Origin of the sequence: Staphylococcus simulans, assembly GCF_003043455.1 — a bacterium.
Classification (GTDB): domain Bacteria; phylum Bacillota; class Bacilli; order Staphylococcales; family Staphylococcaceae; genus Staphylococcus; species Staphylococcus simulans_A.
In genome coordinates this window covers 32,663-58,484 of the sequence record NZ_PZGG01000009.1, presented here as the reverse complement: position 1 = coordinate 58,484, position 25,822 = coordinate 32,663, and the positions used below count along the sequence as shown (strand labels likewise).

Below are 25,822 nucleotides of genomic sequence, written 5' to 3'. Positions count from 1 at the left end.
TCTGTACTGTGTAGGTGTCATTTCAAATTCTTTTTTAAATTTCTTACAGAAATGAGAAGAATCTGCATAACCTAACATTTGGGAGATTTCACTGATGCTTAAGTTACGATCTAATAACTTCTTCGCATCTTCTAGTTTTGACTTAGTAATATACTTTTTGACTGTCATACCAAGTTCATTTTTAAAGTTTAAATTTAAGGTCGTTTGGCTAATGTTAAATTCTTTAGCAATCGACTCTATCGTGATTTCATTATAAAGATTCTGGTTGATATAGTTGAGAATTGAAGATAAAAATGGGGAGAGCTCTTCATCCACGATTTCACCTATTTTTTGAGTGAAAAATACGATAGCGCCATTTCTTACTTTCATAACTTCTGAAAAGTTTTTAGCGGCTTCATTGTCAATAATCATTTGGTCTCTCGTGCGGGTTGCTTCTAATACATCCATGCCTGATTCTATTGCGAGTTGTGATAATTTTTCAAAAACTATAATCGAATAATTCTTTTCGCTGCGAATAGAATCTCTTTTACTTGTTGGCATGATTCCTCCTTCCAAATCTGATAGAGATTTCTTCAACTTTGTTATAGAACCTTGTCTCACTAAATCCATCACTTGCTTTTCATACTTTAATTTATTCTGTTCGCTTTCATTTTCAATAAAAAACAATTTCTCTAACCCAGCGTCGTCTAACATTTTCTGCAACTTTTCTACATAGTTATGTATGGGTTCAAAAGTCGGGCCTGATTGACGATCTAATGTAAAAAGATAGTGCACTAGTTTAATAATGTCTCTAATGTCTTCTAAAGAATAGAGCTTTATTTCCGGTGCATAATCATTGATTGCCTTTTTAAATTTAATGCTGATGTTTTGTTGTTTCAAAAAGTGTGTAAAGAAGTCGTCCGGTGGTAAACAATGGACATTAAACGGACCAAACAAATAGTGTTTGTCCTCAAAGTTATGAAGTAGAAATACTTCATTCATGGCACCTGTTAAAATATAGTAATTATGCCTTTTCTTTTCATCTTCAACAGATTTAATAAGATCTAGTTCATTATATTGCGGGCTTATCATTTTCTTCGATGTATACTTCTGTATCTCATTCAGATTAGAATCGTATGCTTTAACATTGATACCTAAACATACATGAAGCGATTTTAATATTGCTTTTTCTTTCATTTCTAATCAAAGACCTCCTAGTTGTTACGAAGTTTCTCTTGCCTCACATTAATATCATAATAGCAAATCGAAATATTTAATTGTACATATTATAAAACATTGTATGTTTAAAACATACAATCGCTCACAAGTTGTATTTTGACAATACTGTCATCACAACCTTATCGCAAGCAAACGTTTTCTTAAAATTATCATTACCCTATCACAATCTAAAATATGTTTATCATTAATTTCATATTATTTGATTAAAACAAATAAGTATAACTTTAAATTATTATAACCGAACATAAAAAGTAGAGCCTGTCAAAAATAGAGGCTCTACTTATATCTTTACGGAAAATAGGTGTTATTATTTACGTAAATTCAAATGCTTTTTTATTATACTTGATTTGTCAAGTATACTTTATTTCAAAGACAATAAATACCTGAATGTTTCACGTCAAACTAAATCAGCTTTCTCCATCCTTTTCATTAAATGTTCAAACTTATTGTACTTATTTTCGCTTTATATAACATAATGCAGTTTATTTAATCTTGTTCAGTATCAATATTAAACAGACGCTCCGTATTTTGATACGCAATTTTAGCTTTCTCTGCTGGTGTGAGATTCAATTCATCTAAAAATGTCATTAAGCCCTCTGGTTTTACATATGGATAATCCGATGCATATAAGATACGGTCAATACCGAAATAGTGACGTATCATTTCAAATTGAGGTTCCGATAACATTCCACTCGGTGTGATGTAGAAATTATTTTTAAAATACGTACTGATAGGTTGTTTTAACTTTTCTGATATGATTGTTTGATCCATACGTTCTAAGAAGAACGGTACAAATTCACCCCAATGACCTAGGATGATTTGTAGATTCGGATAACGGTCTAATAATCCTGAAAGCACTAACCTTACTGCATGAACTCCTGTCTCCATATGCCAACCATAGCCAAATGACGCAAATGCTGCTGCAGTTAAATCATCATAAGATGAACTTTCGTAGTATGATTGGTAGACCTCTGATTTAATCGGTGCTGGGTGTAAATAAATTGGTACATTTAATTCTGCTGCCACTTCAAATATCCCCTCATACTTCGGATGATCCAAGAACGTCCCATCTTCTCCTCTCCCTGCAATCAAAGCACCTTTCAACCCAAGCTCATTCACACTTCTTCTTAATTCTTGCGCTGCAGCATCTGGTTCATTAATCGGCAATACCGCCAGACCTTGAAAACGAGTCGGACGTAAATCCACATATTCCCCTAACACATCATTACATAGCTTACACAATTCTATCCCTGCTTCACCTGTTAAGAGTGAGGGAGCTTCATAACCATAAGACAAAATCTGCATACGTACATTATTATCATTCATAAACTTCATACGTGTTTTATGTTGGTCTAAATCATCTTCACCATGAAAGCCAGTTTTCTTTTCTAAAGCTGAAAGTATTGTATCTACTGGAACTCCTTTAGGGTCCTTTAAAACTAAATTTCTTACCTTTTCTTGCACATCTGTCAGTATATAATGTTCTTCAACTAAGATCGTTTCCATTTGCTTTTCTTCCTTCTCTCTTCAATGTCGTTAATAACTTCTTCCCGAGTTATCTGGTATATATGCGATAAGCTTTTTTGATTCTTTATTTAAGTCAGTCTGCTCAAAATGAATTTTTATAAGATTACCTTACTTAAATAGTAGTTCATTTCCTTATCAATTTTCCGTTTTTAATGGTAAATGTCACCTGCAATTTACAATATTTTCTATAGCATACATCACTACATTAAGCTTGATACATTTAAAATAGTTCCGTTTTCGTGTAATTATAAATTGATACATATAAACTAAATTTTAGATTTTTATAGCAACAATTAAAAGTGTTACATAGATTACAAATATTACCGTTGTTAAACAATGATAGGTGATTTTATAAAAGTGATTCCTATCAACTTTTTGAGTGCTTTTTTACTGCTTGTTATAAAATTGTCACATTTGCCTGTATATTATGACATCTTAATCATTTAATGCTAATTGATAGGTTTTAACTAAAATTTATTACGTTTTCCTAACAATTAATAAACATTCTTACATTTTAGTAAAATTAGATTTTTTTAATATTTGATATATTAATCTGTTTTGGGATAAAAAAACGAGGTGAAAATTTTGTTATTAGTAATCATATTTTCCGCATTGATTTTAGTACTCGGCATTCGAGAAATGCAGGTACATAGAAAACGTATCAAACAAATCCCGATACGTATCAATATTAACGGTATTCGTGGTAAATCCACCATTACTCGATTAATCTACGGCATCTTACGTGAAGATAACTACCAAGTTATTGGTAAAACAACAGGAACCGATGCCCGAATGCTGTATTGGTTTGATGAAGAAGAATATCCAGTCGTTCGTAAACCGCAAGGTCCGAATATTGGAGAACAAAAGGATATTTTACAGAATGTCATCGACAACAAAGGTAAAGCCATCGTTAATGAATGTATGGCCGTCAACCCAGACTATCAAATCGTCTTTCAAGAAAAGCTGCTAAAGGCAAACGTAGGCGTTATCGTCAATGTCATGGAAGACCATATGGAAACATTAGGTCCGACATTAGATGAAGTGGCAGAAGCCTTTACCGCTACGATTCCTTATAATGGGAAACTTGTCATCATGAAAGATGATTACACAGACTTCTTTAAGAAAGTCGCAGATAAACGCAACACTGAAACGATTGTCGTGGACAGAGATAAAGTCGAAGAAGATTTACTTCGAAAATTCGACTATATTGTCTTCCCTGACAACGTAGCGATTGCGATGGGTGTTGCCAAAGCAATCGGCGCAAACCCAGATGTCGCAATTGAAGGTATGTTAAATGCACCACCTGATAGTGGCGCTGTACATATTCACTACTATCATAAGAATGATACTAAGAACATCTTCGTTAATGCCTTCGCCGCAAACGAACCTCAGTCATCTAAAGCGATTCTTCAAAAAGTAATCGACTACAAATATCCCTATGAAAAGAAAGTCATTATTTTGAATTGTCGTGGCGACCGTTTAGATAGAACAAAACTCTTTGCTGAAGATTTCATTACTGAAGTAGATTTCGACACATTAATTTGTGTCGGCAAGAGTACGCAGCTTGTGACAGAAGTAATGAAATCTCAACCAGATAAAAAATACTTAAACTTTGAAGGAAGACCTTTCGAAGAAGTAGAACAAGCAATCTATGAGGAATCCAAATCGGCACTTGTCTTTTGTGTCGGCAATATTCATGGTAACGGCAAGAAAGTCGTGAATTTATTAGAAGGGATGGATTAATTTTGGTAGGTTCAGAGCTGTATTTCTCATTATTTGTAGGTATCGTACTCAGCTTGATATTCGCTGAGAAATTCGGTATCAATCCTGCAGGGCTCGTAGTACCTGGTTATTTAGCTTTAATATTTGATCAACCTATTATGTTGCTGTCAGTACTGATTATCAGCTGTCTGACATACTTCATTGTGGCACATGGTATTAGTAAAGTTGCTTTACTCTATGGACGTAGAAAATTCGCCGCAATGATTTTAACCGGCATGATTATAAAATTCGTTTTTGACTTGATATATCCGCTGACCCCCTTTGAGGTCGTGCAGATATCCGGTATCGGTATTGTCATTCCAGGCATTATCGCGAATACCATTCAAAAACAAGGTACAATCACTACGTTAGCTTCATGTATGCTGCTGACTTGTATCACGTACGTCGTGTTATTCGCATATAGCTTTATCAAATAAGAAGGAGTTAGAGTATGGCTAACAAGCAACGTTTCAATATAGAGAATTGGATTTTAAAGAAATCCAAAAATCAAAAGAAGCATAATTCTAAATATATGTTAGTTGTGTCTATCGTTGCGCTGATACTACTCATAACGCTCATGGCCACTGCTAAAACACATAAGGTCGATGTCTTCGCTAAACATAAAGATGATATTCACTTAGCTTACTTCGGTAATGTTAATTTGAATAAATACATCAGACAAAGTGACTTAGACGATATGTTCGACCCGATTCATAACATCATTAAAGAGAGTGATTATGCTTCTACAAGTTTAAACATCAACCGTGTCTCTAAAAACCCATCAAAGAATGTCAAAAAGAACTTAGATAATATCGCATTTATGAAATCACTTGGCTTTACGAATCTTAATTTGACGAACAACGCTGTAGATCTTGCAGATATGAAACAAATTGAAAAACAAGCCAATCAAAAATACGGTTATAACTTTTTAACAGGTAATGGTTCAAACCCATTAAACAGTAAAGTGTCTCATAAAACGATTCATGGTAAGAAAATCGCAACAGTGTCATTTACAGACATCAATTCAAAATATACGAATGCCAATAAAGCTACAACATCTATCGCATTAGACCCGAAAATCTTTATTCCATTAGTGAAAAAGCTCAAAGAAGAGAATGACATGGTTGTGGTCAATGTAGACTGGGGTATTCCAGATGAACCACATGTTACAAGCCGTCAGAAGACTTATGGTCACGCTCTAGCAGAAGCAGGTGCTGATGTGGTCTTAGGTCATAATACCGTTACGCAAAAAATCGAGGAACATCACAACACACCTATTTTCTATAGTTTAGGTAATGTTACTTCAGATGACTTCTTATCTGAAAATAAAAAAGGCTTAGCTGTTCAACAATCTTGGGATGGGCATCGCAGTAATTTCATGATTACACCCATTAAAACTTCTGGAGATAAAATCACTAAAGATAACATGAACGTCGTAGAGAAAACGAAGCTGAAAAATCGTATTTCCGATTCATCTATTAAACTCAAAGAAACTAAAGGAGGCTACTATTATGAAAATTAAGAATTACTTATTATATGCGGCTATTGTATTAATCATCGCCAGCATTTTCTTAATGATCATCCTCAGCAATGCGAATGAACCTTTAGATAAATATGAAAAACATGATTTAAAAACTGAAAAACACGTGTCTTTTAATGGAGGTCATACCTTCCATGAACATTTATAGTAAAAAGGTACTGACAGTTATTTTTATCATCACATTGCTGGTATCTACTGTCTTCTACTTTGTAAATAAAGAAGACCAAGTAGATAAAGATGAACTTTATGAAAATAAATTAGCCTCTCAAAATCATAAAGACGCTAAAAAGAAATACGGTGTCGCAACGAACAATAAAATTGCGAGAGCCGTCGGAAATAAAATTATTCAAGAAGGCGGAAACTCAGCCGATGCAGCATACGGGGTTGCTTATACACTAGCAGTTACTGAACCTTATGCTGCAGGTCTCGGCGGTGAAGGTACGTCATTGACGTATGATGGAAAAAAGGGGTCCAAACCTACTGTCTATGACTACAACACTGTTTCCGGCTATGATTATCACACAGGCGACGAAGTCGGCGTACCAGGATTTGTTCAAGGTATGCATGATATGCATGAAAAAGAAGGACACATGAGTGAAAAGAAAATCTTAAACTATGTTATTCCACTTGCTGAGGATGGTGTCCAAGTCAACACTGACCTCGCAAAACTCCTCTCTAAATATAGTGGAAACTTAGATAACAACTCACCTTTCTTTAAAAAAGAAGATCAAGTCGTACAAAACGGTGACGTCGTTAAACAAGAAGCATTAGCTAAAACATTAAAAGGGATTAGAGATCACGGTCCGGATTATTTCTATAAAACACAAGGACCAAGTATTGCTAAACAAAGCGGGAGTCATTTAAGCGAGAAAGATTTCACTGACTATAAAACACAAACAAAACAACCACTTTCAACTAACTATCTGAATAACCAAGTCTATACATCACCTAATCCAACCAGCGGTATGTTGACACTTCAAGGTCTGAAAATTGATCAGTCTATCAACGGCAACTTAGGTGAAGAAAAACGAAATGACTTTATTGAAAGTGTTATCGAAGCAAGAAATGTCAACTTTAAAAATAGATATTTAATCAATGATCAAGCAACTAATGACACTAAACATACAGGAGATCATTATTTATTAAAACGTGCTGAAAAATACAAGAACATTAAAAATCAATTCGGTTTACAAGGACAAGTGAATACAGCTGGTTCGCACTTTGTAGTTGTTGATAAAAAAGGCCGCATGACTAGTTCAACGAACACACTCAACAACTTCTTTGGTTCTGGCGCTTATACGAAGCAAGGTTTCTTTATGAACAACGCTTTAAAACGTTTCTCAGATTCACCAGATAGTGATAACCACGGTGGCAAACATAAATCACCGCGTTCATTCATCTCACCTACCATTGTGGTCGGTAAAGATTATTACTTCGGCGGCGGTACACCAGGCGGCAATAAAGTACCGACGCTCATGCAAGAGAACTTATCAAATTACTTACGCGGTAAAGATTCACTTCAAGAAACTATTGATAAGCCACGCTTCTATAATGACGGCAAAGATGTCTATTATGAAGACGGCATGAGTGACGAAGACCTTCAAACAATCAAAGATTTAGGTTATCACCCTAAAAATAGCGCAGACAATCCAAACTTCGGCAGTTTCCAAGGTGCAACTTACTTCAAGAAAGACAAGAAAATAGAAACTGGACATGACGTTGAAGTGAGATAGTATTCTGTATCATTTGTATTCTTTAAACCCATCATAAACAAAGGACTGAGATGACGACACAAAAGTTATCTCAGTCCTCATTTCTTTAACATTCTATTTACTAAAGGAGGCTTAACATAATGCGACGTGAGCACCCTAAACTTAAACGGTTTCTGCTGATTTTACTGTTGAGTATCGCACTAACCACATTAGTTTTTATTCCATTCTTTATGAATGCGGCGAAAGGCATTGCGTTCATTAGTAAAGGCGATGGGTTTTCACAATTAGTACCTTTTCAAAAGTATTTATATCATCAATACACACACTTCAGAAGCTTTTATGATGTTTCATTTGGCTTAGGCGGAGATTATACGAAAGGCTTATCTTATTACTACGCAACGTCACCTTTATTATTGCTATACTTCGGCATCGTGTATATCGGTGAACAACTCTTTAATCTGCCAGCACACAGTATACAATTTTGGGCTGCTAATCAGATTTTCTTGAGTTATATACGTGTTGTATTCACAGTCTTAACGAGTATCTATTTCTTTAGATATCTTAATTCCAACCGCTTCTTCGTCATACTCGCAACGTTAATGTACGCAATTTCTGTCGTAACGATTTACTTTAACTTCACCTGGTCATTTTATGGTGATGTGTTAATCTTATTACCTTTATCATTATTAGGCTTAGAACGTTTCTTTCAAGCACGCAAAATTGGTTTATTTATCATTGCGATTGCGATTACACTATTCTCTAATTTCTACTTCAGTTATTATGAGTTTATTATTCTGAGTTTCTATACCTTATATCGCATCATTTGGCCGTATCACAAAGACATCGTCCAACGCGTACAGAAACTTTATCTTTTAATAATTGCGGCAGTACTCAGTTTAATGATCGCAAGTCTCGGTTTTTATACAGGCGTTTCAGCAGTTATGGCTAATAACCGTCAAATCAATCCGAACTTAAAACTTTCGTTACTTATTGATTTTCAAGAAAAATATCATATGTTTTCTGATGGTTTTTACATCACAATTTCAACACTGACTTTCATTGCCTTATTTGCGTTTAAATTATACAAATATTATTTCTATCGCTTATTTGCGATTTTAACTTGGATTATGTTGATTGGTTCATTATCACCTTATTTCGACAGTTTCTTTAATGGCTTTTCATTGCCCGCACGCAGATGGGTGTATATTTTAGGACTTTCATCCAGTGTATTGATTGCGTTATTCCTACTTCATCTTTCTGAAGTATCTATCAAGCAATATCTGTATACAGCTCTTGGTTGCGTCGTAGTCATGTTCTATATGTATACACAATACGATGGTAATAATACATGGATGTGGGTCACACTTGTATTGATGATTTTCCTATTTATCTGTTTGTATCAGCCGAACTTATTGAAACGAAAAGCCACCTATACCGCAATTGTGTTACTCATATTTATTCAACAATTAGTGATGATACAAAATTATCATGATACACATATGTCTATATATGAGCGCCCGATTACCTCAATGAAAGAAGATAACTACAACAATGCCAAACTGCAACATAAATTTGATCAGCTGCAGAAAGAGAAAGACCCATTTAGTCGTATTGAATATCTTTCATTCCCTGCACAAAACTCGCCTTTAATTTATGGCTTTAGAGGAATCGCACTATACTCTAGCCTGTTTAATGGAGAGATTTTAAATTACTATGATAATACCATGCAGATTGCGCAACCGATTGATAAAAATAGTAACTATCGCTTTTTAGGTAATCGTGCCAACTTAATGGCATTGTGGAATGTACAAGACCGCTTCAAAAACCCAATCGACCACAACCGTCCTTATGGCTTTGAACCGCAATCCACAATTAAAGGAAAGAAAAATAAATATGAACATTCAGCATCAACGATTGATTATCCTGCCACACACATCACAGATAAAGTCTATGATAATAAAAGATTAAAAACACCGATTGAGAAAGAACACGCAATGTTAAAAGGTGTCGTACTAGATGACGCCACACCAGCAACAAATAAAACAGAACATAACATCAACTACAAAGACCAAATCCAAGAAGAAGCTGATGATGCACATTGGAATAAAACAAACAAAACCTTAAAAGTTAAAGAGAAAAATGGAGGTATTGACTATACCCTTCCAAAATCAATGACTGATAAATATAAAGACTTATACTTTGAAATTGAGCTTGAATTACAATCGCCAGATAAACCACATCGCGTTAAACTAAATGAATTCACACAAAAACGCAGTTCACTCAGTTACTCTTATCGTCGTGTGGTTAATCCATTGACTATTCGTATCAAAGCGGATGATAAAGTACGCTTAAACTTACCGAAAGGCAATTATCGTTATAAACTTAAAGGTGTATACGGTGAAGATTATCAAGCATTGAAAACCGCATCACGCACAGTTGACCGTGTTAAAATCAAACCAACATCTCATGGTTATACCTTTACAAAACAACCAGAAGATCACGGTTATTTAGTCATCCCGACACCTTATGAAAAAGGCATGCATGCGACTGTAGATGGTAAAGATGTAGAAGTTAAAAAAGGCAATGGTATTGAGACGGTTATTCCAGTTGAAAAAGGTCAAAAACATATCCGCCTTTCTTATACACCGCCTTATTTTTATCCACTATTAATCCTTAGTGGTATCGGTCTGGTTCTAGCTATTGGCTTTACTTGGTTTGTTCGTCGTAAAACTAAATAACTTCATTTAATAAGTGACAAACTCAAAAAAGCAGCGGCCTAAAAAGTGCCGCTGCTTCTTTATATATTCATTAACTTTTAAGACTCATTCAAAGCACTATTGATACTGTCAGTGAATGCAGACATACGGTCTGTCCAATTTGCTGGATTTTCACGACTTGGACGAGATGCATCGCTATTTTTAAAGAACTGGTTCGCAAATTGGTTATTCAACTCAATTTGTACCCCTGCTTTTTGTTGGTTTTGATTAGTAATATTATTTAAATTACGCCCTGCGATATTACCTGTAGCTTCTGTAACATCAAAACCTTCTGATCTTAACGACGTTGCGATGCGTTCACGTAATGCATCATCACGTCCTCCTATATAAATGTCATTACCAGAACGTGCTGTTTTATGAATAGTCACTGTCTTTTTCGACTCATGTACCATAGATTGTGCTTTAGGTTCATCATAATTTGCGGATGTGACATGCAGTTCTTTATTATTTATTGGACGAATACCTTTAAATGTGTAGTAACTCGCATTATTTTTATTCGCAATTTCATATGCGATTTCACTTGTACCTGGTTCAATGCCACCGCCATGTGGCGCAACAATAAGTGTATCATTCGTTCCCTTACTCGTTTTAATCGTCCAATCTTTACCCTCTTGTGTAGCTTGTTGTAATTGGGTCATTGATTGATACTTATCTGATGCACTGAACGTTACTGGAGATAATGTCAACAAACTAACCATAGCTATCGAAACAACACTGGCTGAAATCAATATCGGATTCTTTATCTTTCTCATTCTACAACACCTCTTTTTATCGCTCTTTCTATATAGTTAACTCCTTTCCTAAGTTCACTTAATTTCCGCTTTAAGCTTATCCATACTTATTAAGTCCTTTAGTAACAGTGTAACCTTCTTGAAATAACTTAATCATATTTTTTGTGAAAACATTATAATCTTAATTAAATATTAAATTCGGTTAAGCAATTGAGGAAAATAAAATTTAGCATAGCATTTTTAACACAGTTAATTATCTCAAGCTAGTTTCACCTTAACATTTTATCCTACATTTTTATGCACTTTGCTTTAAATTTATAATTTAGGGTAGTAATAACTAATGACATATCTCCTGTGATTCACTTCATTAAAGTGCTGGTGCGTTAGTCGGTCATATCGCAACTGCATTTTAAATTTTTTTAATTTTTTTCGATACTTAAATCAGCAGTAAAATGAATGTGAAATTTAAGTTGTCAGAATTATCAAAACAGTTGGTATGACTTACTTTGTAGCACTTTCTGAAATGACAATGTATTTTCAGAAAAGACAAAAAGAGGGTGAATTTGAGCATTTTGTCTGTCAATCGTTTGTTGAAAGCGATTTCATTTTTATGTATTATGACACTAAAGATATAAAAAGGGGCTGGTTTATATATGCAAGGAGAAGAAAAAAATGGGCAAAACGTAGAACAAACAGCACAAAACGAAAAGAAACCTAAAGCCATCGGAATTTGGCCGTCATTATTTACATTAGGGTTAATGATAGCGGTCATGTTATTTACAGTCGCAGTCTTAAAGAAAGAACCGCATATTCCACTGATGATTGGGACAGCAGTGGCTATCGGAGTTACCATGTTGCATGGCTATAAGTTCGATGATGTCGAGCAGATGATGTATAAGGGGATCAGACATGCATTACCTGCCATTGTCATCATTATCTTAGTCGGATTGATTATCGGATCATGGATTGGCAGCGGCGTCGTTGCGACAATGATTTATTACGGTCTGCAACTGATTGACCCGCGTTTCTTCTTAGCGGTCGTCGTCTTACTGTGTGGTATTGTCGCATTAGCAATCGGAAGTTCTTGGTCTACCATGGCAACTGTGGGGGTTGCTTCAATGGGTATCGGAATGAGTATGGGAATCAACCCAGGTATGGTAGCAGGCGCTGTCATCTCAGGTTCATATTTTGGGGATAAAATGAGTCCGCTCTCTGATACAACTAACTTGGCATCAGGGTTAACGAAAGTAGATTTATTCGAACATATTAAGCATATGACTTATACGACTATCCCAGCACTTGTCATTTCATTAATTGCATTCTTTATTATCGGTATGCAGTATGGTAATCGTAATTTCGACGCTAAAAATATTGAGAAAATTCTATCAACGATGCAGAATGAATTTGTGATTTCACCTTGGTTATTATTAATTCCTTTAGCCGTTATTGTATTAGTTATGTTTAAAGTACCTGCCATTCCAGCAATTTGTGCCGGTATTATCTTAGGATTCTTCGCACAAATCTTTGTACAAGGCGGTTCTTTAACAGAAGCACTGACTGCACTTCAAACAGGTTATACAATGGAGTCAGGCAATAAGATGGTAGATGAGTTATTTAATCGTGGTGGTTTAGAGTCAATGTTCTATACGATTTCACTGACACTTGTCGCAATGACATTCGGTGGTGTCTTAGAATATTCAGGTATGTTAGACTCACTTATTAGTATCATTTTACGTTGGGCAAAGAATACAGGTTCATTGTTAACATCAGTGATTCTATCTTGTGTCGGTACAAACTTCACTTGTTCAGAACAATACATTTCTATTATTGTACCAGGACGTATGTATGCGCAAACCTTTACAGACAAAGGGCTACATCCTAAGAACTTATCACGTGCGTTAGAAGATGGCGGTACACTGACTTCTGTCTTCGTTCCATGGAACACGTGTGGTGTGTTTATCGCATCAACATTAGGTGTCGGTGTAATGCAGTATGCGCCATTCGCATTCTTAAACTTCTTAGTACCAATCATTTCGATCATCTTCGCATACACAGGATACAAAATTGTGAAGTTGCCGAAAGATAAACGTGAAGGTGTGAAGGCTAGAAAAAAGGAAGCCACTTTGCCTAACGATACCAACTTAGCATAAAAATTATTTGAATATTTAGAAATTTAATATCAGATAGTTAACACCCTCGTGTTGATGACACGAGGGTGCATTCTATTTTCTATGATTTAAGGCGTTCGCTAAACGTTTCAAATGATATTTGACCTGTCGCTAACTTTTCATATTCAATACGCATCTGTTCATTTCGAGATAACGGACGTTCATATAAAGCTTTAACACGTACCGCTTCATCTTTTAACGGTTCGTATAATGACGTTAATGTTTTAAACACTTCATAATAACGCAAGCCGAATCTTCTTAATGATTGTGCATTAAAATGAATACCGTCTGGATTCATCGTTAATCCTTTTGAAGTGACAAAGTATGTGTCTGGTATTTGTTGTGGTGTTGTTTGTAAAATATGGTTGATTTCTTCATGTTGTGTCAAAGTGCGGCTGAAACCTTCTGCATGAGCTAAGTGATCTAACCCACCTATCACGAAAGGTACATGTGGTAAATCAAGTTCCTTTCTGACATGCGTAATCACTTGTTTTAACTGTGCTTGATACACTTGGTACAAATCCTGATTACAGTCATTTTCACCCTGATGCCATAAAATACCGATAATTTCACTCGTTTCTTGCGCAAAGCGTGCTTCAGAAAGTGCATGGCGCATTAACACACTGCCTGGTTGCCATTCTGAAATAGCACTGCCGCCTTTGGCACACGGAATTAAGCCGATAGATTCATTGGGATGATCAATTGACCATGCTTGCGCAAATGCACTCGCTAAACCGACACCTGCTAAATGTCTGTCAGCATGAATGGGTTCACCCATCATTTGCCATCTGCCATTACGCAAAACATGAATATGTTCATTAACAATGGCTGGTACTTCATTTAGAAAGCCTCTGCCTGCCATATTAGATTGGCCTATTAAAAGAATTGATTTCATCATGATACCTGCTTTCTATATTATGATTCAGTTTCATTATAACAAGCATTTCTATGCTTTAAGTAGATTTATATTTAAAAAGAAAACGTTTTCCTAAATAATTTAAACCGCTTCACTTATCTTATAAGTTGAGGATTGATAGAATGGAGTGGTATTCTATTTTCAAAATAAAATAACAGAACGTGCTTTTAGTGTTAGGAGGAGTAAAAAAATGAATAAACCCCATTTAGTGGCACCTGAGGATTTCAATATCGTCTCTGAGATCGAGAAGTACGCAAAAGATAAATCAAAAGTTGCGATCATCTTTGAAGATAATGCAGGTGGAACAACAGAAGTAACTTATGACGAATTAATTCGCAGTGCAAATCGCATTGGTAATTTATTTAAACAACATGGTTTGCGTAAAGGCGATACATTACTCATTAAAATGGAACGCAGTATTGAAACTTATGAAGTCTATATTGCGGCATTAAAATTAGGTGTCGCTTTAATCCCAGCATCTGAAATGTTAAGAACGAAAGACTTGCAGTACCGTATTACACACGGTGAAGTCGATGCAGTCTTATCTATTGCGTCAGGGGCAGATGAATTTGAAGGCGTAAAAGAATATGATGACTTAACAAAATTCATTATTGGAGATACTAAAGAAGATTGGATTAATGTCGAAGAAGGCAAAAAAGAAATGAGTGAAGAACTAGAAATTACACCGACAAAACGTGATGATGTCGCTTTCTTACCTTATACATCAGGAACAACTGGCAACCCTAAAGCAGTTGTACACTCACATGGCTGGGGTTACGCACATATGCAGATGGCACCGAAACATTGGTTGAATATCAATGAAGGTGACATCGTATGGGCCACTGCAGCACCTGGTTGGCAAAAATGGGTATGGAGTCCATTCCTATCTACAATGACATCCGGCGCAACAGCCTTTGTCTTTAATGGTCGTTTCAACGGTACAGTTTATTTAGAATTACTCGAAAAATACAAAATCAATGTGCTTTGCTGTACGCCGACTGAGTATCGTATCATGGCCAAGCTACAAGATTTAGGCAATTATGATCTGTCTCATCTTCATGATGCTGTATCAGCCGGAGAACCGTTAAACCAAGAAGTTGTAGAGAAATTCCAAGATACTTTCGATATCACTGTACGTGACGGCTATGGCCAAACTGAAAGTACATTATTAATCGGACTGTTAAAAGATGTTGCAGGCAAACCAGGCTCAATGGGTAAAGCCATTCCTGGCAGTGAAGTCACTATTATTGACGATGAAGGTAACTTAGCTGAAATCGGAGAAGTCGGCAATATCGCTGTTCCGGTCGATTTACCTGCATTGTTCAAAGGTTACTTCAAAGAGCCTGAACGTACACAAGAACGTGTTGTCGGCAACTACTTCATGACAGGCGATTTAGCTAAAGTGGATGAAGACGGCTACTTCTGGTTCGAAGGCCGTAAAGACGATATCATTATCAGTTCTGGTTACACAATCGGGCCATTCGAAGTAGAAGACTCATTAACGAAACACCCTGCTGTTAAAGAATGTGCAGTGGTCGCAAGTCCACATGAATTACGTGGTAATATCGTTAAAGCTTTCATTATCTTACAAGATGGTTATGAAGCAAGCGATGAGCTAGTTAAAGAACTTCAAAACTATGTTAAATACGATGTCGCACCTTATAAATATCCACGTGCGATTGAATTTGTTGAAGAATTACCAAAAACAAATTCAGGTAAAATCCGTCGTGTTGAATTACGTGATGCAGAAATCGAGAAATACAACAAAAAATAAACGCAATACCTTACACATCCCTGCCATCCGGCGGGGATATTTTCATATTGAATTGCTCAAGGAAAGTATCAATCATACCTTTATTATTTCCTGGGTTATGAAAGTATAAAAAAACAAAGCCTCTGAAGTGACTTGTATGCCACTTCAGAGGCTTCTCTATCTCTCTATCATTAAATTGTTTATATTCATCCCATATTTTTGCTTAGCATTTACAAAAACTTAGCTCATTTCTTTTTTAACTACTGCTTTAACTCGGTCAATATCACCTGAAACATCTATGTCTGGTTTCTTCGTGAATTTAGAAACGATAATAGTGACTAACACACTGGCAATGACACCAGGAATGATTTCATATAAGTTGAAGAAGTCGTTTGTTTCACCTAATGGTTTTGCAAAGACAATCCATAGAATTACGACAACTGCACCAGCGATCATACCACTGATAGCACCTGTACGACTTAAACCTTTCCAGTAAAGTGACATGACAACAAGCGGACCGAATGTGGCACCGAAACCTGCCCATGCGTTACCTACTAAGTTTAAAATCGTGTCGTTTGGTGACCAAGCAATGGCGATTGAAATAATCGCAACAACTAATACTGATAAACGACCTACTAATAAGAATTCTTTTTGACGTTTTCTCGCAGCTTCTTCACCACGGATTAATTTGTAGAAGTCTTCAGTCAATGAACTTGATGTTACAAGCAATTGAGAAGAAATAGTACTCATAATCGCAGCCAAGATTGCAGCAAGTAAGAAACCGCCGACTAATGGGTGGAATAAGATTTGACTCATTAAAATAAATAGAGTTTCTGGGTCTTTTAATTCAACGCCTTTATCTTGAATAAATGCGATACCGATTAAGCCCACAAATACTGCACCAATTAAGCTGACAGCCATCCAACCGATACCAAAACGACGTGCTGTTCTTAATTGTTTCACAGTTTTAATACTCATGAAACGCACGATGATATGTGGTTGACCGAAGTAACCTAATCCCCATGCAAAGAATGAGATAATTCCGACAATTGTTGTTCCTTTGAATAAATCTAAGTTTGTCGGTTTTAAATCTGTCACCGTTTGGAATGTATCTAATCCATTTAATTTAAGTAAAGCGACAATCGGAACCATAATCATCGCAATCAGCATAATTACACCTTGGAAGAAGTCAGTCAGTGATACTGCTAAATAACCACCAAAGAATGTATACGCGATAACGATAACTGAAATTAAGATTAATCCTAAACGATAATCTAATCCGAATGCACTGTCGAAGAGTTTACCGCCTGATACCATACCCGCATGTGTGTAAAGGGTAAAGAAGACGACGATAATGCCCCCTGAAATAATTTTAATCAAGTTAGAATGGTCAGCAAGACGATTCTTGAAGAAGTCTGGCAACGTAATGGCATCGCCAGCTTGTTCTGTGTATACACGTAATCTTGGTGCTACGACGAAGTAGTTGATATATGCACCAAGTGTTAAACCAATCGCAAGCCACGCAGCTGAAAGTCCAGTTGTATAGACCTCACCGGGCAGCCCCATAATCATCCAACCACTCATGTCGGATGCCCCTGCAGATAATGCTGTAACGTATGGTCCAATGCTACGGCCACCTAGCATGTATTCACTGACATTACCTGTTGCTTTCTTATAACCATAATAGCCGATGACTAATAAGATTAAGAAATACAACCCAATCATGATATAGGTTTGCCAGTCTGGGTGTACCTGTTGTCTCAGTGTTGCTCCTAAAGTAAACATGTCTAAAATAAACATCCTTTCAAATTATTTGGAATAAAATGTACGGATCGTTCTTAGGCATAGCAATGACAAGGTTCAGAATCTAACATAAAGTCACAAAGTCAAAGTGACTTTGAATAACTCCCCATTCACCCTGAAATCTTATTTTAATTAACTCATTGCGCACAACTTCTAAAAGTATGTCCCCACATACTTACCCCTAATGAAGTACTTAATCTATTTAAAAAAGCAGCTAAAACAATTCTCCCAAGTTTCGTAAGCAAATGCCTTTGTTTATGTAACGTTGTATCAAATAGTATTTATGCCGCTTTTTTAACTAAGATATTTTCATATACCCTACTTTTTAGATTAAGAACATTTGAGTTAATCAAAATATTAACCTGAAATCCTTTATCCCTTGCAAAAAATTGCTTTTAACTTTTTAGCAAAGATGTTTCTTAGCTTAACACAATGATATTTTTACGCAAATTTAAGTCGGCAAAAAAGCCACTTTCTCGCCCATTTTAGAGATTTTTTTATCCGCGTTCGTCACTTAAATACCAACGGTTACAGCGAAATCCGAAAAAATTTTCAAAAATTTTTCGTTTGACAGCGTTTTCCAATTGTAATCAAACTCTAATATAATCCATTTGCCCCTTCTAAAATACCATCACTTCAAGCATTCACACTTTTAAAGAAATTGTAATATTCAGAATTCAAATTGAGAATATCATATATTGTGGTAATATATAACCGAATTACACTCACATTGTAACTGCATCATAGTTACATTTATGCATATTTAGTATTACAATGTTTAGTGATGCAACACCTAAATATTTTAACTTCAAAATTGAAAGGAGAATATCATCATGCACACAGCCAATGATATTGATGAGGTTTCAACAGAAAAGCAAGGTGTCAAAATAGGTTTAATTACCACCCAAGGATGTCTAGATGTCTCAGAACTCACGAACGAAGATGCATGCGAATTACTTAACACAGAAAACAAACAGCCCATTTCTTCTGTAGCACAACACTTAAGAAGAGAAGTGTCAGAACGTATGAATCAAAAAGGTGAAATCATTAGCGGCCTTGATTTTGATGAAGTAGAAAATATTTTACAAGACTTTAAAGTAGAAGGTGTACAAGCAATTGTTATCTCACTCTTGCATAGCTGTCAAAACAATGATCACGAACGTGCAATGGCTTACTATATTAAAAAATACCATCCCGATTTCTCTGTCACCTATTCCACTGAAGATTATGATCAACGAACACATAATCCAATAAACACATAAAAAAGCAATTCAGTATGCTCATTGACTTTACTCTATTAGAGTATTAATCAATTGAAATGTATGGATAGGGTAAGAAAACCATGATTCATTTCACTCGTGAATCATGGTTTTCTTGTGTTTTTTTACTATAATCGTATACTCCCTATCCCCTATAATATCAGCATTTTTAGACATCCCTCTTTCTTACATCAGACAAACCTCAGTCTGACATGACTGTCTTTTTCTACTTATACGAAATCAATGATTGAATAAAAAAAGCAGCACTCCCCTACTACAAGGAAGTACTGCTGAATTAAGTTGATTACTTATTTTTCATTTAATTTCAAAGTATCCGCTGATGCTTTACGTACTTTGTTTAATAACTTCGTATCATCAATTAATGATTCTCCATAAGAAGGAATCATTTCTTTTAATTTGCCTGACCATTGTTCTAGGTAGTCAGGGAAGTTTTGTTCAATGATTTCTAACGCAACAGATACTGAAGTTGAAGCTCCTGGTGATTCACCTAACATTGCGACTACAGTGTGGTCTTTAGAGTGAACGACTTCTGTACCGAATTGGATAAAGCCGCGACCATGTTCTTGTGTATCTTTAATCACTTGAACACGTTTACCAGCAATGTGTAAATCCCAATCTTCGTCTTTCGCATCTGGTACGAAACGACGTAATTCTTTCATACGGTCTTCTTTTTTCATCAACATTTGTTGGATTGAATATTTAACAAGTGATAAGTTTTTAACACCAGCTGCTGCCATTGTTAATAAGTTATCACGATTCAATGAACGGAATAAGTCTAAGTTTGAACCGTGTTTCAAGAATTTAGGTCCAATTGCTGCGAATGGTCCGAATAATAGACTTTCTTTTCCACGTACATAACGACGGTCTAAATGTGGTACCGTCATTGGTGGTGTGCCTGGCGGCTCTTTACCGTAAACTTTCGCATCGTGTTGTTGTACGATTTCCGGTTTATTACATACTAAGAACGCACCACTGATTGGGAAACCGCCTAAGTTTTTACTTTCTTCAATACGTGTTTTTTGAAGTAATGGGATTGCGGCACCACCAGCACCGATAAAGATATAGTCTGCTACATGTGTTTCAACATTGTCAGTATCTAAGTTACGTACTTCTACTTCCCATTTCTTATCTGCACGTTGTTGGAATCCAACTACTTCATGACGATAGAAAAGTTCTGCATTGTCATGTGTTTCTAGGTTTGAAGCTAATTTACGTGTTAACTCACCGAAGTTAACGTCAGTCCCTTTATCGATTTTGCTTGCCGCAATCGCTAAGTGTGGAGAACGGCCTTCCATCATTAAAGGTATCCATTGCGCAAGTTTGTCACGATCTTCAGTATACTCAATGTCAGAGAACATCGGTAAATTTTTCAACGCTTCATAACGTTTCTTCAAGAATTGAACGTTTTTAATACCTTGAACGAAACTGATGTGTGGTAATGGCGTGATGAATTCACGTGGGTTTTCAATCGCATTTGTTTTCACTAAATGTGACCAGAACTGTTTTGAAATCTCAAATTGCTCATTAATTTCTTTCGCTTTTTCCACATCAATTGAACCATCTGGCTGTTCAACCGTATAGTTCAACTCACATAATGCTGCATGCCCAGTGCCAGCATTACTTGTATCATAAGAACTTTCCAACCCAGGACCATCTAAGCGTTCAAATAACTTGATGTTCCAGTCAGGTTGAATTTCTTTTAAAAATGAACCAAAAGTGGTGCTTAATACCCCTGCACCAATCAAAATAACGTTTTTTGATTCTGCTTGACTCATTTCTTAACCACCTTCCTCAAATTAAATGTCCGGTCATCTGATGACTTAAGACGTAAAGATTTACTTATTTATCTTAAACTATCTCAAACAAAAACTAAAACATTATGTTTATGAATTATTTGCCTAAAACGAATAAGCGTAACTTGTTACACTTTTATGATAAGTGATATTCATTCTCACTGTCAACATGCAATATGACGCACTTAACAATTAGGAATGAAATAACATCACTTACGATATAATGCACTGTCTTTTAATAACGTATGATAGACTGAAATTATGAACTCTAAAATAAAGAGAGGAGTCACATCATGTCTAAACAAAATGACGATTATATTTACTACACCGATGAATCATCTGCCCCTGAACATTACATAACACCCGATGAAACACATGAACCAAAAGGTAAAAATTCAAAACGATCGCACCCCGACAACATACGTCCGAAAGGCAGACGTTGGCTCAACATTATCTTATGGATTGTTTTTATGTTTCTATGTACGACACCAACGCTCGTTGCTATGTTTTTAATCGGCTTTGTCGCTATGAAGCCTCACGGTAATCCACTCGCATTCACAGGTATTATTGTTGGCTATATCATTTGGTCAGCTCTCGTCATCTGGCTGCTTGTCTGGTATTACCGTAAAAAGGGTTATGAAAGTTTAAAACCCCTCGGCTTTGTAGATATCGCATGGAATATTCTTTATTTCATCGCAACACGCATTTGGACTGCACTATGTGTAGTGGTAATGGCAGTTGTATTTGGTGAACAAGGTTCAGAAAATGATGAGTTACTGTTATAACAAGTTCAACATTTACAGGACTTCACGAATCCGATGATTGTTATCGCATTAGCATTATTCGTGTTCCATCTGACTTTTGTCGGACCCTTTTTAGAAGAAATCACTTTCAGAGGTATTTTCAAAGAAACGATTTTCTCTAGATTCTCATTCTGGTTGCCGATGCTGATTTCTTCAGCTATCTTTTCAATCAACCATGCCAGTACCAACATCGTAGGTTTCTTACTTTATATGGGCATGGGCGCTTGTTTCTATCTTGCTTATCAGCGTCGTCGCAATCTTTGGGACAGTTACATGGTCCATGCTTTAAATAATGGAACCGCAAGTATTGCGATTATTATCGGTTTATTATTAATGTAGTTAACTATGTCTAATTCAATTGATTTTATATATGTACGTAAAAGGAGCACCTATTGCGGCGCTCCTTTTATTATTTTAATAGTGTTCTACTATGATTAATCTTCTACTTTAATCACAATCTTACCTTTCGCATGGCCTTCTTCTGAATAATCGAGTGCGCGTTGTGTGTCATGGAAAGGATAGACCTTATCAATCACCGGTTTGATTTCGCCTTCTTCAATTAGATTGGTAATCGTACGTAACTGCGCATCACTTGGATGCATTAAGAAGAATTCATAATAAACATGATGTGCTTTCGCAAGTTTACGCACCTGACGAGATAAATACCAAATGCCTGCACGTTTTGCTAAATTTAAATGCCATGCATCTGCGAATTTCATAGTCGGCGGTCCAACTAGTGACGCGATTGATCCGCCTGGTTTTAAAATCGTAAAGGCTTTTTCTAAGTTCTTACCGCCTAACGTATCAAAGACACCGTCATAGTTAGATAAGACATCCCAGAAATTTTGTTGTTTATAGTTAATAATCTCGTCTGCGCCGAGTGATCGAACTAATGCCTCACCTTTTTCACTGACAGTCGTTGCGACATGCAAGCCCATGACACGACCTAATTGAATCGCAAAGGTGCCAATACCGCCTGAGCCCGCTTCAACCAACACTTTATCTCCTTCTTTAAGATGCATGATTTCGTGAAAAGCTTGATAGCTCGTTAACCCGACTAAAGGAATACTCGCTGCTTCCACAAAATCTAAGTTCTTCGGCATCAGCGCAATATCATATTGGTTAATCGCAAAATACTGCGCAAACGTACCGATATTATTTTTACCAGGTCGGCCGTATACCTTATCTCCGACTTTAAAGTTTTTAACGTCTTGCCCTACTTTCTCAACAACGCCCGCTAAATCATTACCGAGTACTAGCGGAAACTTATGTTTAACCACTGCCTTTAAATCACCATCACGTGTTTTAAAATCTACCGGATTCACACTAGCAGCTTTCACACGCACTAAGACCTCTTCAGGACCAGGCTCTGGTACAGGTAATTCAATCATTTCAACAGGTTGTTTCCCGTACTTTTGTACTGCCATCGCTTTCATTGTATCTGACATACTTTCCAACTCCTTCATACTTATAACGTTTATATTGAAATAATGTTATCCTTCTATACCCGCCTCCCCACATTGACTATTCATAGAGCATAAATAAAAGCACCGCTTCACATCTCAACGTGTAACGGTGCTTGACTCTATCTCATTCATTTACCTTTGTTTCAGCGTTTGTTCAATTGCTTGAAGTTTATCTACAAACTGAACAATTTCTTCAATACTGAAATGTCCTTTTAAACTTTCACTGACAATCCATGCCATTTTATCTTTGACTTCTTCTAAAAACTGAATACCCTCATCAGTCATTTCCATTAATTTAATACGCTTATTATCTGAAGCTGCTTGTTGTACTAGTCCCATTTTTTCTAGTTTATGAATACGTTTAGAAGCTGCTGTTTTAAAGATATCTTGTAAGTCAGCAAGTTCATTAATCGTTAATCTGCGATGCGAACGTATCATAATTAAAGCTTCTAATTGTTCACGTGAAATAATATGTTTCAACCCTGTTTCTTGAAGCATGTCTGAAATATATTTATTGATATTCATTAAACTCAAATCAAATCTGATTAATGCTTCTTTCATTTCGTCATTCATGATTGTCCCTCCAACTTATTACGCTTCATCCACATTTTATCATTAGTTGAATTTCATTTGGAATAGCGGTTTGCCACGTTTATTAAACCAGATTAATACTAGATATTGAATCAACATCGCACCTATCGCAATACCAGAAAGAATTGCGCCTACGAAACCGAAAGTAAAGTGACCCGCATTCGTGAAGATAGCTTCACGGAAGCCTTGAATCGCATAAGACATTGGTGAGAACGGGTGAATGAAACGGAAGAATGCGGCTGACATTTCAATCGGGAACATTCCTTCACTTGAACTTAATTGGAGCACTAGCAATAACATCGCTAAGAATAAACCGACACGGTCTAATAATAGTACGAGTAAAGATGTCAGTGCTATTGCCGCAATCGCCCATAAGAACATGACTGTTAAGAACTTACCTAAGTTTTCAATATCTAAACCAAGTCCGAATTTAACCCATAGGCTTAACATGATGGCACTGAATGACCCTTGTAAGACATACAAGAATACTTTCCCTAACCATTGTTTCCATGGTGCAACATCTTGGCGTAATGTTTTAGTTAAAGGATAAATCGCCGCAAAAGATACAGCACCTACAAATAAACCTACACTTGCCATATAAGGTAAGACCGTTTCACCATAATAATCCGCTTTAGTGATATTGTTTTCTGTCACTTTCTCAATATCATTTAAAGCTTTTTCGTTTTCATTTTCAAAATGGACATTTGTTTGTTTTTCTACTGCTTGATCAATCTTTTGTTTAAGTTGTTCATTATTTTGTTGAAGCTGTTGTAAACCTTGTGTCACTTGTTCATTGCCTTGGACTAATTGTTCACCTTGTGCACCTGCCATTGGCGCCATTTGTTTTAAACCTGCAGTGACTTGTTGGTTACCATTAATTAATTGACCTTCCGCTTGTGACATTTGACCTAAAGCATTCGATGTATCCGTATAACCTTGTTTAGATTGCTTATTAGCCGCAAATAATTCATCTAAGTATTCTGAACGCACGGTATTACGAATAGATTTTGTGACTGTATCAATAGCCTTTTGTGCTGCTTGACTGCCTGTGTAACTTGAACCTGGGTTCACTTGTGTTTCTAACTCAATTTTCTTTGGATGCTTATTTAATAATGTCGTCGCATTTTTAGAGGCATCTTCTGGAATAATAATTGTTCCGATTGCTTTACCATTTTTCAATTGTTTCTTAGCTGTGTCTTTAGATACTTCTTGGAAATCGAATTTTTTATTATCTTTTAATTTTGATACGACTTCATCCCCAATATTGATTGTCTTACCTTGAAGTGTGGCTGCTTTATCTTCATTGACAATAGATATTTTTAATTGGTCTGTCTTATCATATGGATTCCAGATTGATCCGACAAATAACGCTACATAAATTAGAGGTAATAAACCAATCGCAATCAACGCAACAATTAACATCTTATTATTTTTTATAAATTTAAACTCATTAAACATAAGTAACTCCTTCTCCTTTATAGTACACCCTGTGTACTATGATACTTTATAAAACGCAAAAGCTTGATATCCCAACGCTTTTACGCCCTTACTTTCCAAAATTGATTTGTTATTTTTAAAAGGTACACCCTGTGTACGTTTTCTAATATTAAACCCATTGTTGATGATTGTCAACAATAAAATGCCAACTTTTTCCATTTTCTTTTCAGACTTAAATATACAAGCTTTCATGATGCTCACTTAAATCGATTTCATATTAACAATTCAATTAAGACAAATGATTCACCATACTTTCACTTAAACCAATTAATAATATTTTAACATTTTTATGTTATTCTAATTTTAAAGTTAATCATTTATATAAAGAGAGGTGCTGATTGAATATGAAGAAACGCTATGTCATCGTTCAATATCTATTAATCATATTGACAGGAATATTGTTACTTAATAGCTTGTTTAATCCTGATCAGATAATAAAAAGTTATATCAATATTGTTCTTTTTATTTGTGTACTGTTACTAGCAT

20 protein-coding genes are annotated in these 25,822 nt (G+C 35.8%); 11 read left to right on the top strand and 9 right to left on the bottom strand.

Annotated features, from left to right (window positions below; all coding sequences use genetic code 11):
• Both BU038_RS03065 and BU038_RS03060 read right to left on the bottom strand, forming a co-directional pair.
• Window positions 1-1,176: YSIRK-targeted surface antigen transcriptional regulator (locus tag BU038_RS03065; protein ID WP_107604753.1), on the bottom strand; the 1,176-nt coding region annotated here is incomplete at its 3' end.
• A gap of 528 nt (window positions 1,177-1,704) precedes the next feature.
• A complete protein-coding gene (locus BU038_RS03060) occupies window positions 1,705-2,724 on the bottom strand; it encodes an amidohydrolase family protein (protein WP_107604752.1) in 1,020 nt (339 codons plus the stop codon).
• Window positions 2,725-3,330: 606 nt separating this feature from the next.
• On the opposite strand from BU038_RS03060, the gene pgsB reads away from it, so the two are divergent.
• The 6 genes from pgsB (at window position 3,331) to BU038_RS03035 (ending at window position 10,496) form a co-directional block, all read left to right on the top strand.
• Window positions 3,331-4,488, top strand: a complete 1,158-nt coding sequence (gene pgsB / locus BU038_RS03055) for a poly-gamma-glutamate synthase PgsB (protein ID WP_107604751.1) — start codon at window positions 3,331-3,333, stop codon at window positions 4,486-4,488.
• Window positions 4,489-4,490: 2 nt separating this feature from the next.
• The gene (pgsC, locus tag BU038_RS03050; protein WP_002480095.1) at window positions 4,491-4,943 is read left to right on the top strand and encodes a poly-gamma-glutamate biosynthesis protein PgsC; all 453 of its coding nucleotides are present in this window, start codon (window positions 4,491-4,493) and stop codon (window positions 4,941-4,943) included.
• Between the two features lie 14 nt (window positions 4,944-4,957).
• A complete protein-coding gene (locus BU038_RS03045) occupies window positions 4,958-6,028 on the top strand; it encodes a CapA family protein (protein WP_107604750.1) in 1,071 nt (356 codons plus the stop codon).
• Window positions 6,018-6,194, top strand: coding sequence for a hypothetical protein (locus BU038_RS12465; RefSeq protein WP_002480097.1), 177 nt, complete (start codon window positions 6,018-6,020; stop codon window positions 6,192-6,194). Before BU038_RS03045 ends, BU038_RS12465 begins: the two co-directional genes overlap by 11 nt.
• Complete coding sequence (locus tag BU038_RS03040; protein WP_107604749.1) at window positions 6,181-7,779, top strand: gamma-glutamyltransferase; 1,599 nt, start codon at window positions 6,181-6,183, stop codon at window positions 7,777-7,779. The genes BU038_RS12465 and BU038_RS03040 overlap by 14 nt, the downstream gene beginning before the upstream one ends.
• A 119-nt stretch (window positions 7,780-7,898) precedes the next feature.
• Complete coding sequence (locus BU038_RS03035; RefSeq protein ID WP_107604748.1) at window positions 7,899-10,496, top strand: YfhO family protein; 2,598 nt, start codon at window positions 7,899-7,901, stop codon at window positions 10,494-10,496.
• 77 nt (window positions 10,497-10,573) lie between these two features.
• Here BU038_RS03035 and BU038_RS03030 read toward each other — a convergent pair whose 3' ends face one another.
• Window positions 10,574-11,287 carry a poly-gamma-glutamate hydrolase family protein gene (locus BU038_RS03030; protein ID WP_107604747.1) on the bottom strand — a complete coding sequence of 238 codons (714 nt, stop codon included), beginning with the start codon at window positions 11,285-11,287 and terminating at the stop codon, window positions 10,574-10,576.
• A 632-nt stretch (window positions 11,288-11,919) separates the two neighbouring features.
• Here BU038_RS03030 and nhaC point away from each other — a divergent pair.
• Window positions 11,920-13,416, top strand: a complete 1,497-nt coding sequence (nhaC, locus tag BU038_RS03025; RefSeq protein ID WP_107604746.1) for a Na+/H+ antiporter NhaC — start codon at window positions 11,920-11,922, stop codon at window positions 13,414-13,416.
• A 79-nt stretch (window positions 13,417-13,495) separates the two neighbouring features.
• On the opposite strand, the gene BU038_RS03020 is transcribed toward nhaC, so the two are convergent.
• A complete protein-coding gene (locus tag BU038_RS03020) occupies window positions 13,496-14,332 on the bottom strand; it encodes a sialate O-acetylesterase (protein WP_342634135.1) in 837 nt (278 codons plus the stop codon).
• 208 nt (window positions 14,333-14,540) lie between these two features.
• Between BU038_RS03020 and mbcS the strand changes: the two genes are divergently transcribed.
• Window positions 14,541-16,124, top strand: coding sequence for an acyl-CoA synthetase MbcS (mbcS, locus tag BU038_RS03015; protein WP_107604744.1), 1,584 nt, complete (start codon window positions 14,541-14,543; stop codon window positions 16,122-16,124).
• Window positions 16,125-16,343: 219 nt separating this feature from the next.
• Here the strand turns inward: mbcS and putP are convergent, their stop codons facing one another.
• The gene (gene putP, locus BU038_RS03010; RefSeq protein ID WP_107604743.1) at window positions 16,344-17,888 is read right to left on the bottom strand and encodes a sodium/proline symporter PutP; all 1,545 of its coding nucleotides are present in this window, start codon (window positions 17,886-17,888) and stop codon (window positions 16,344-16,346) included.
• A gap of 851 nt (window positions 17,889-18,739) precedes the next feature.
• Here putP and BU038_RS03005 point away from each other — a divergent pair.
• Complete coding sequence (locus BU038_RS03005; protein WP_107604742.1) at window positions 18,740-19,168, top strand: hydantoinase/oxoprolinase N-terminal domain-containing protein; 429 nt, start codon at window positions 18,740-18,742, stop codon at window positions 19,166-19,168.
• A 305-nt stretch (window positions 19,169-19,473) separates the two neighbouring features.
• Here BU038_RS03005 and mqo read toward each other — a convergent pair whose 3' ends face one another.
• Complete coding sequence (mqo, locus tag BU038_RS03000) at window positions 19,474-20,961, bottom strand: malate dehydrogenase (quinone) (RefSeq protein WP_107604741.1); 1,488 nt, start codon at window positions 20,959-20,961, stop codon at window positions 19,474-19,476.
• Between the two features lie 311 nt (window positions 20,962-21,272).
• Here mqo and BU038_RS02995 point away from each other — a divergent pair, with 311 nt between their 5' ends.
• A complete protein-coding gene (locus BU038_RS02995) occupies window positions 21,273-21,764 on the top strand; it encodes a DUF4190 domain-containing protein (RefSeq protein ID WP_107604740.1) in 492 nt (163 codons plus the stop codon).
• Between the two features lie 33 nt (window positions 21,765-21,797).
• A complete protein-coding gene (locus BU038_RS02990) occupies window positions 21,798-22,121 on the top strand; it encodes a CPBP family intramembrane glutamic endopeptidase (RefSeq protein WP_107604739.1) in 324 nt (107 codons plus the stop codon).
• A 95-nt stretch (window positions 22,122-22,216) separates the two neighbouring features.
• On the opposite strand, the gene BU038_RS02985 is transcribed toward BU038_RS02990, so the two are convergent.
• The 3 genes from BU038_RS02985 to BU038_RS02975 form a co-directional block, all read right to left on the bottom strand.
• Entirely contained in the window at window positions 22,217-23,218 is a 1,002-nt protein-coding gene (locus BU038_RS02985; protein ID WP_142402587.1) for an NADP-dependent oxidoreductase, read from the bottom strand.
• A gap of 162 nt (window positions 23,219-23,380) precedes the next feature.
• Entirely contained in the window at window positions 23,381-23,821 is a 441-nt protein-coding gene (locus tag BU038_RS02980) for a MarR family winged helix-turn-helix transcriptional regulator (protein ID WP_107604737.1), read from the bottom strand.
• A 42-nt stretch (window positions 23,822-23,863) separates the two neighbouring features.
• The gene (locus tag BU038_RS02975; protein ID WP_107604736.1) at window positions 23,864-25,297 is read right to left on the bottom strand and encodes a YhgE/Pip family protein; all 1,434 of its coding nucleotides are present in this window, start codon (window positions 25,295-25,297) and stop codon (window positions 23,864-23,866) included.
• Window positions 25,298-25,822: the final 525 nt, after the last annotated feature.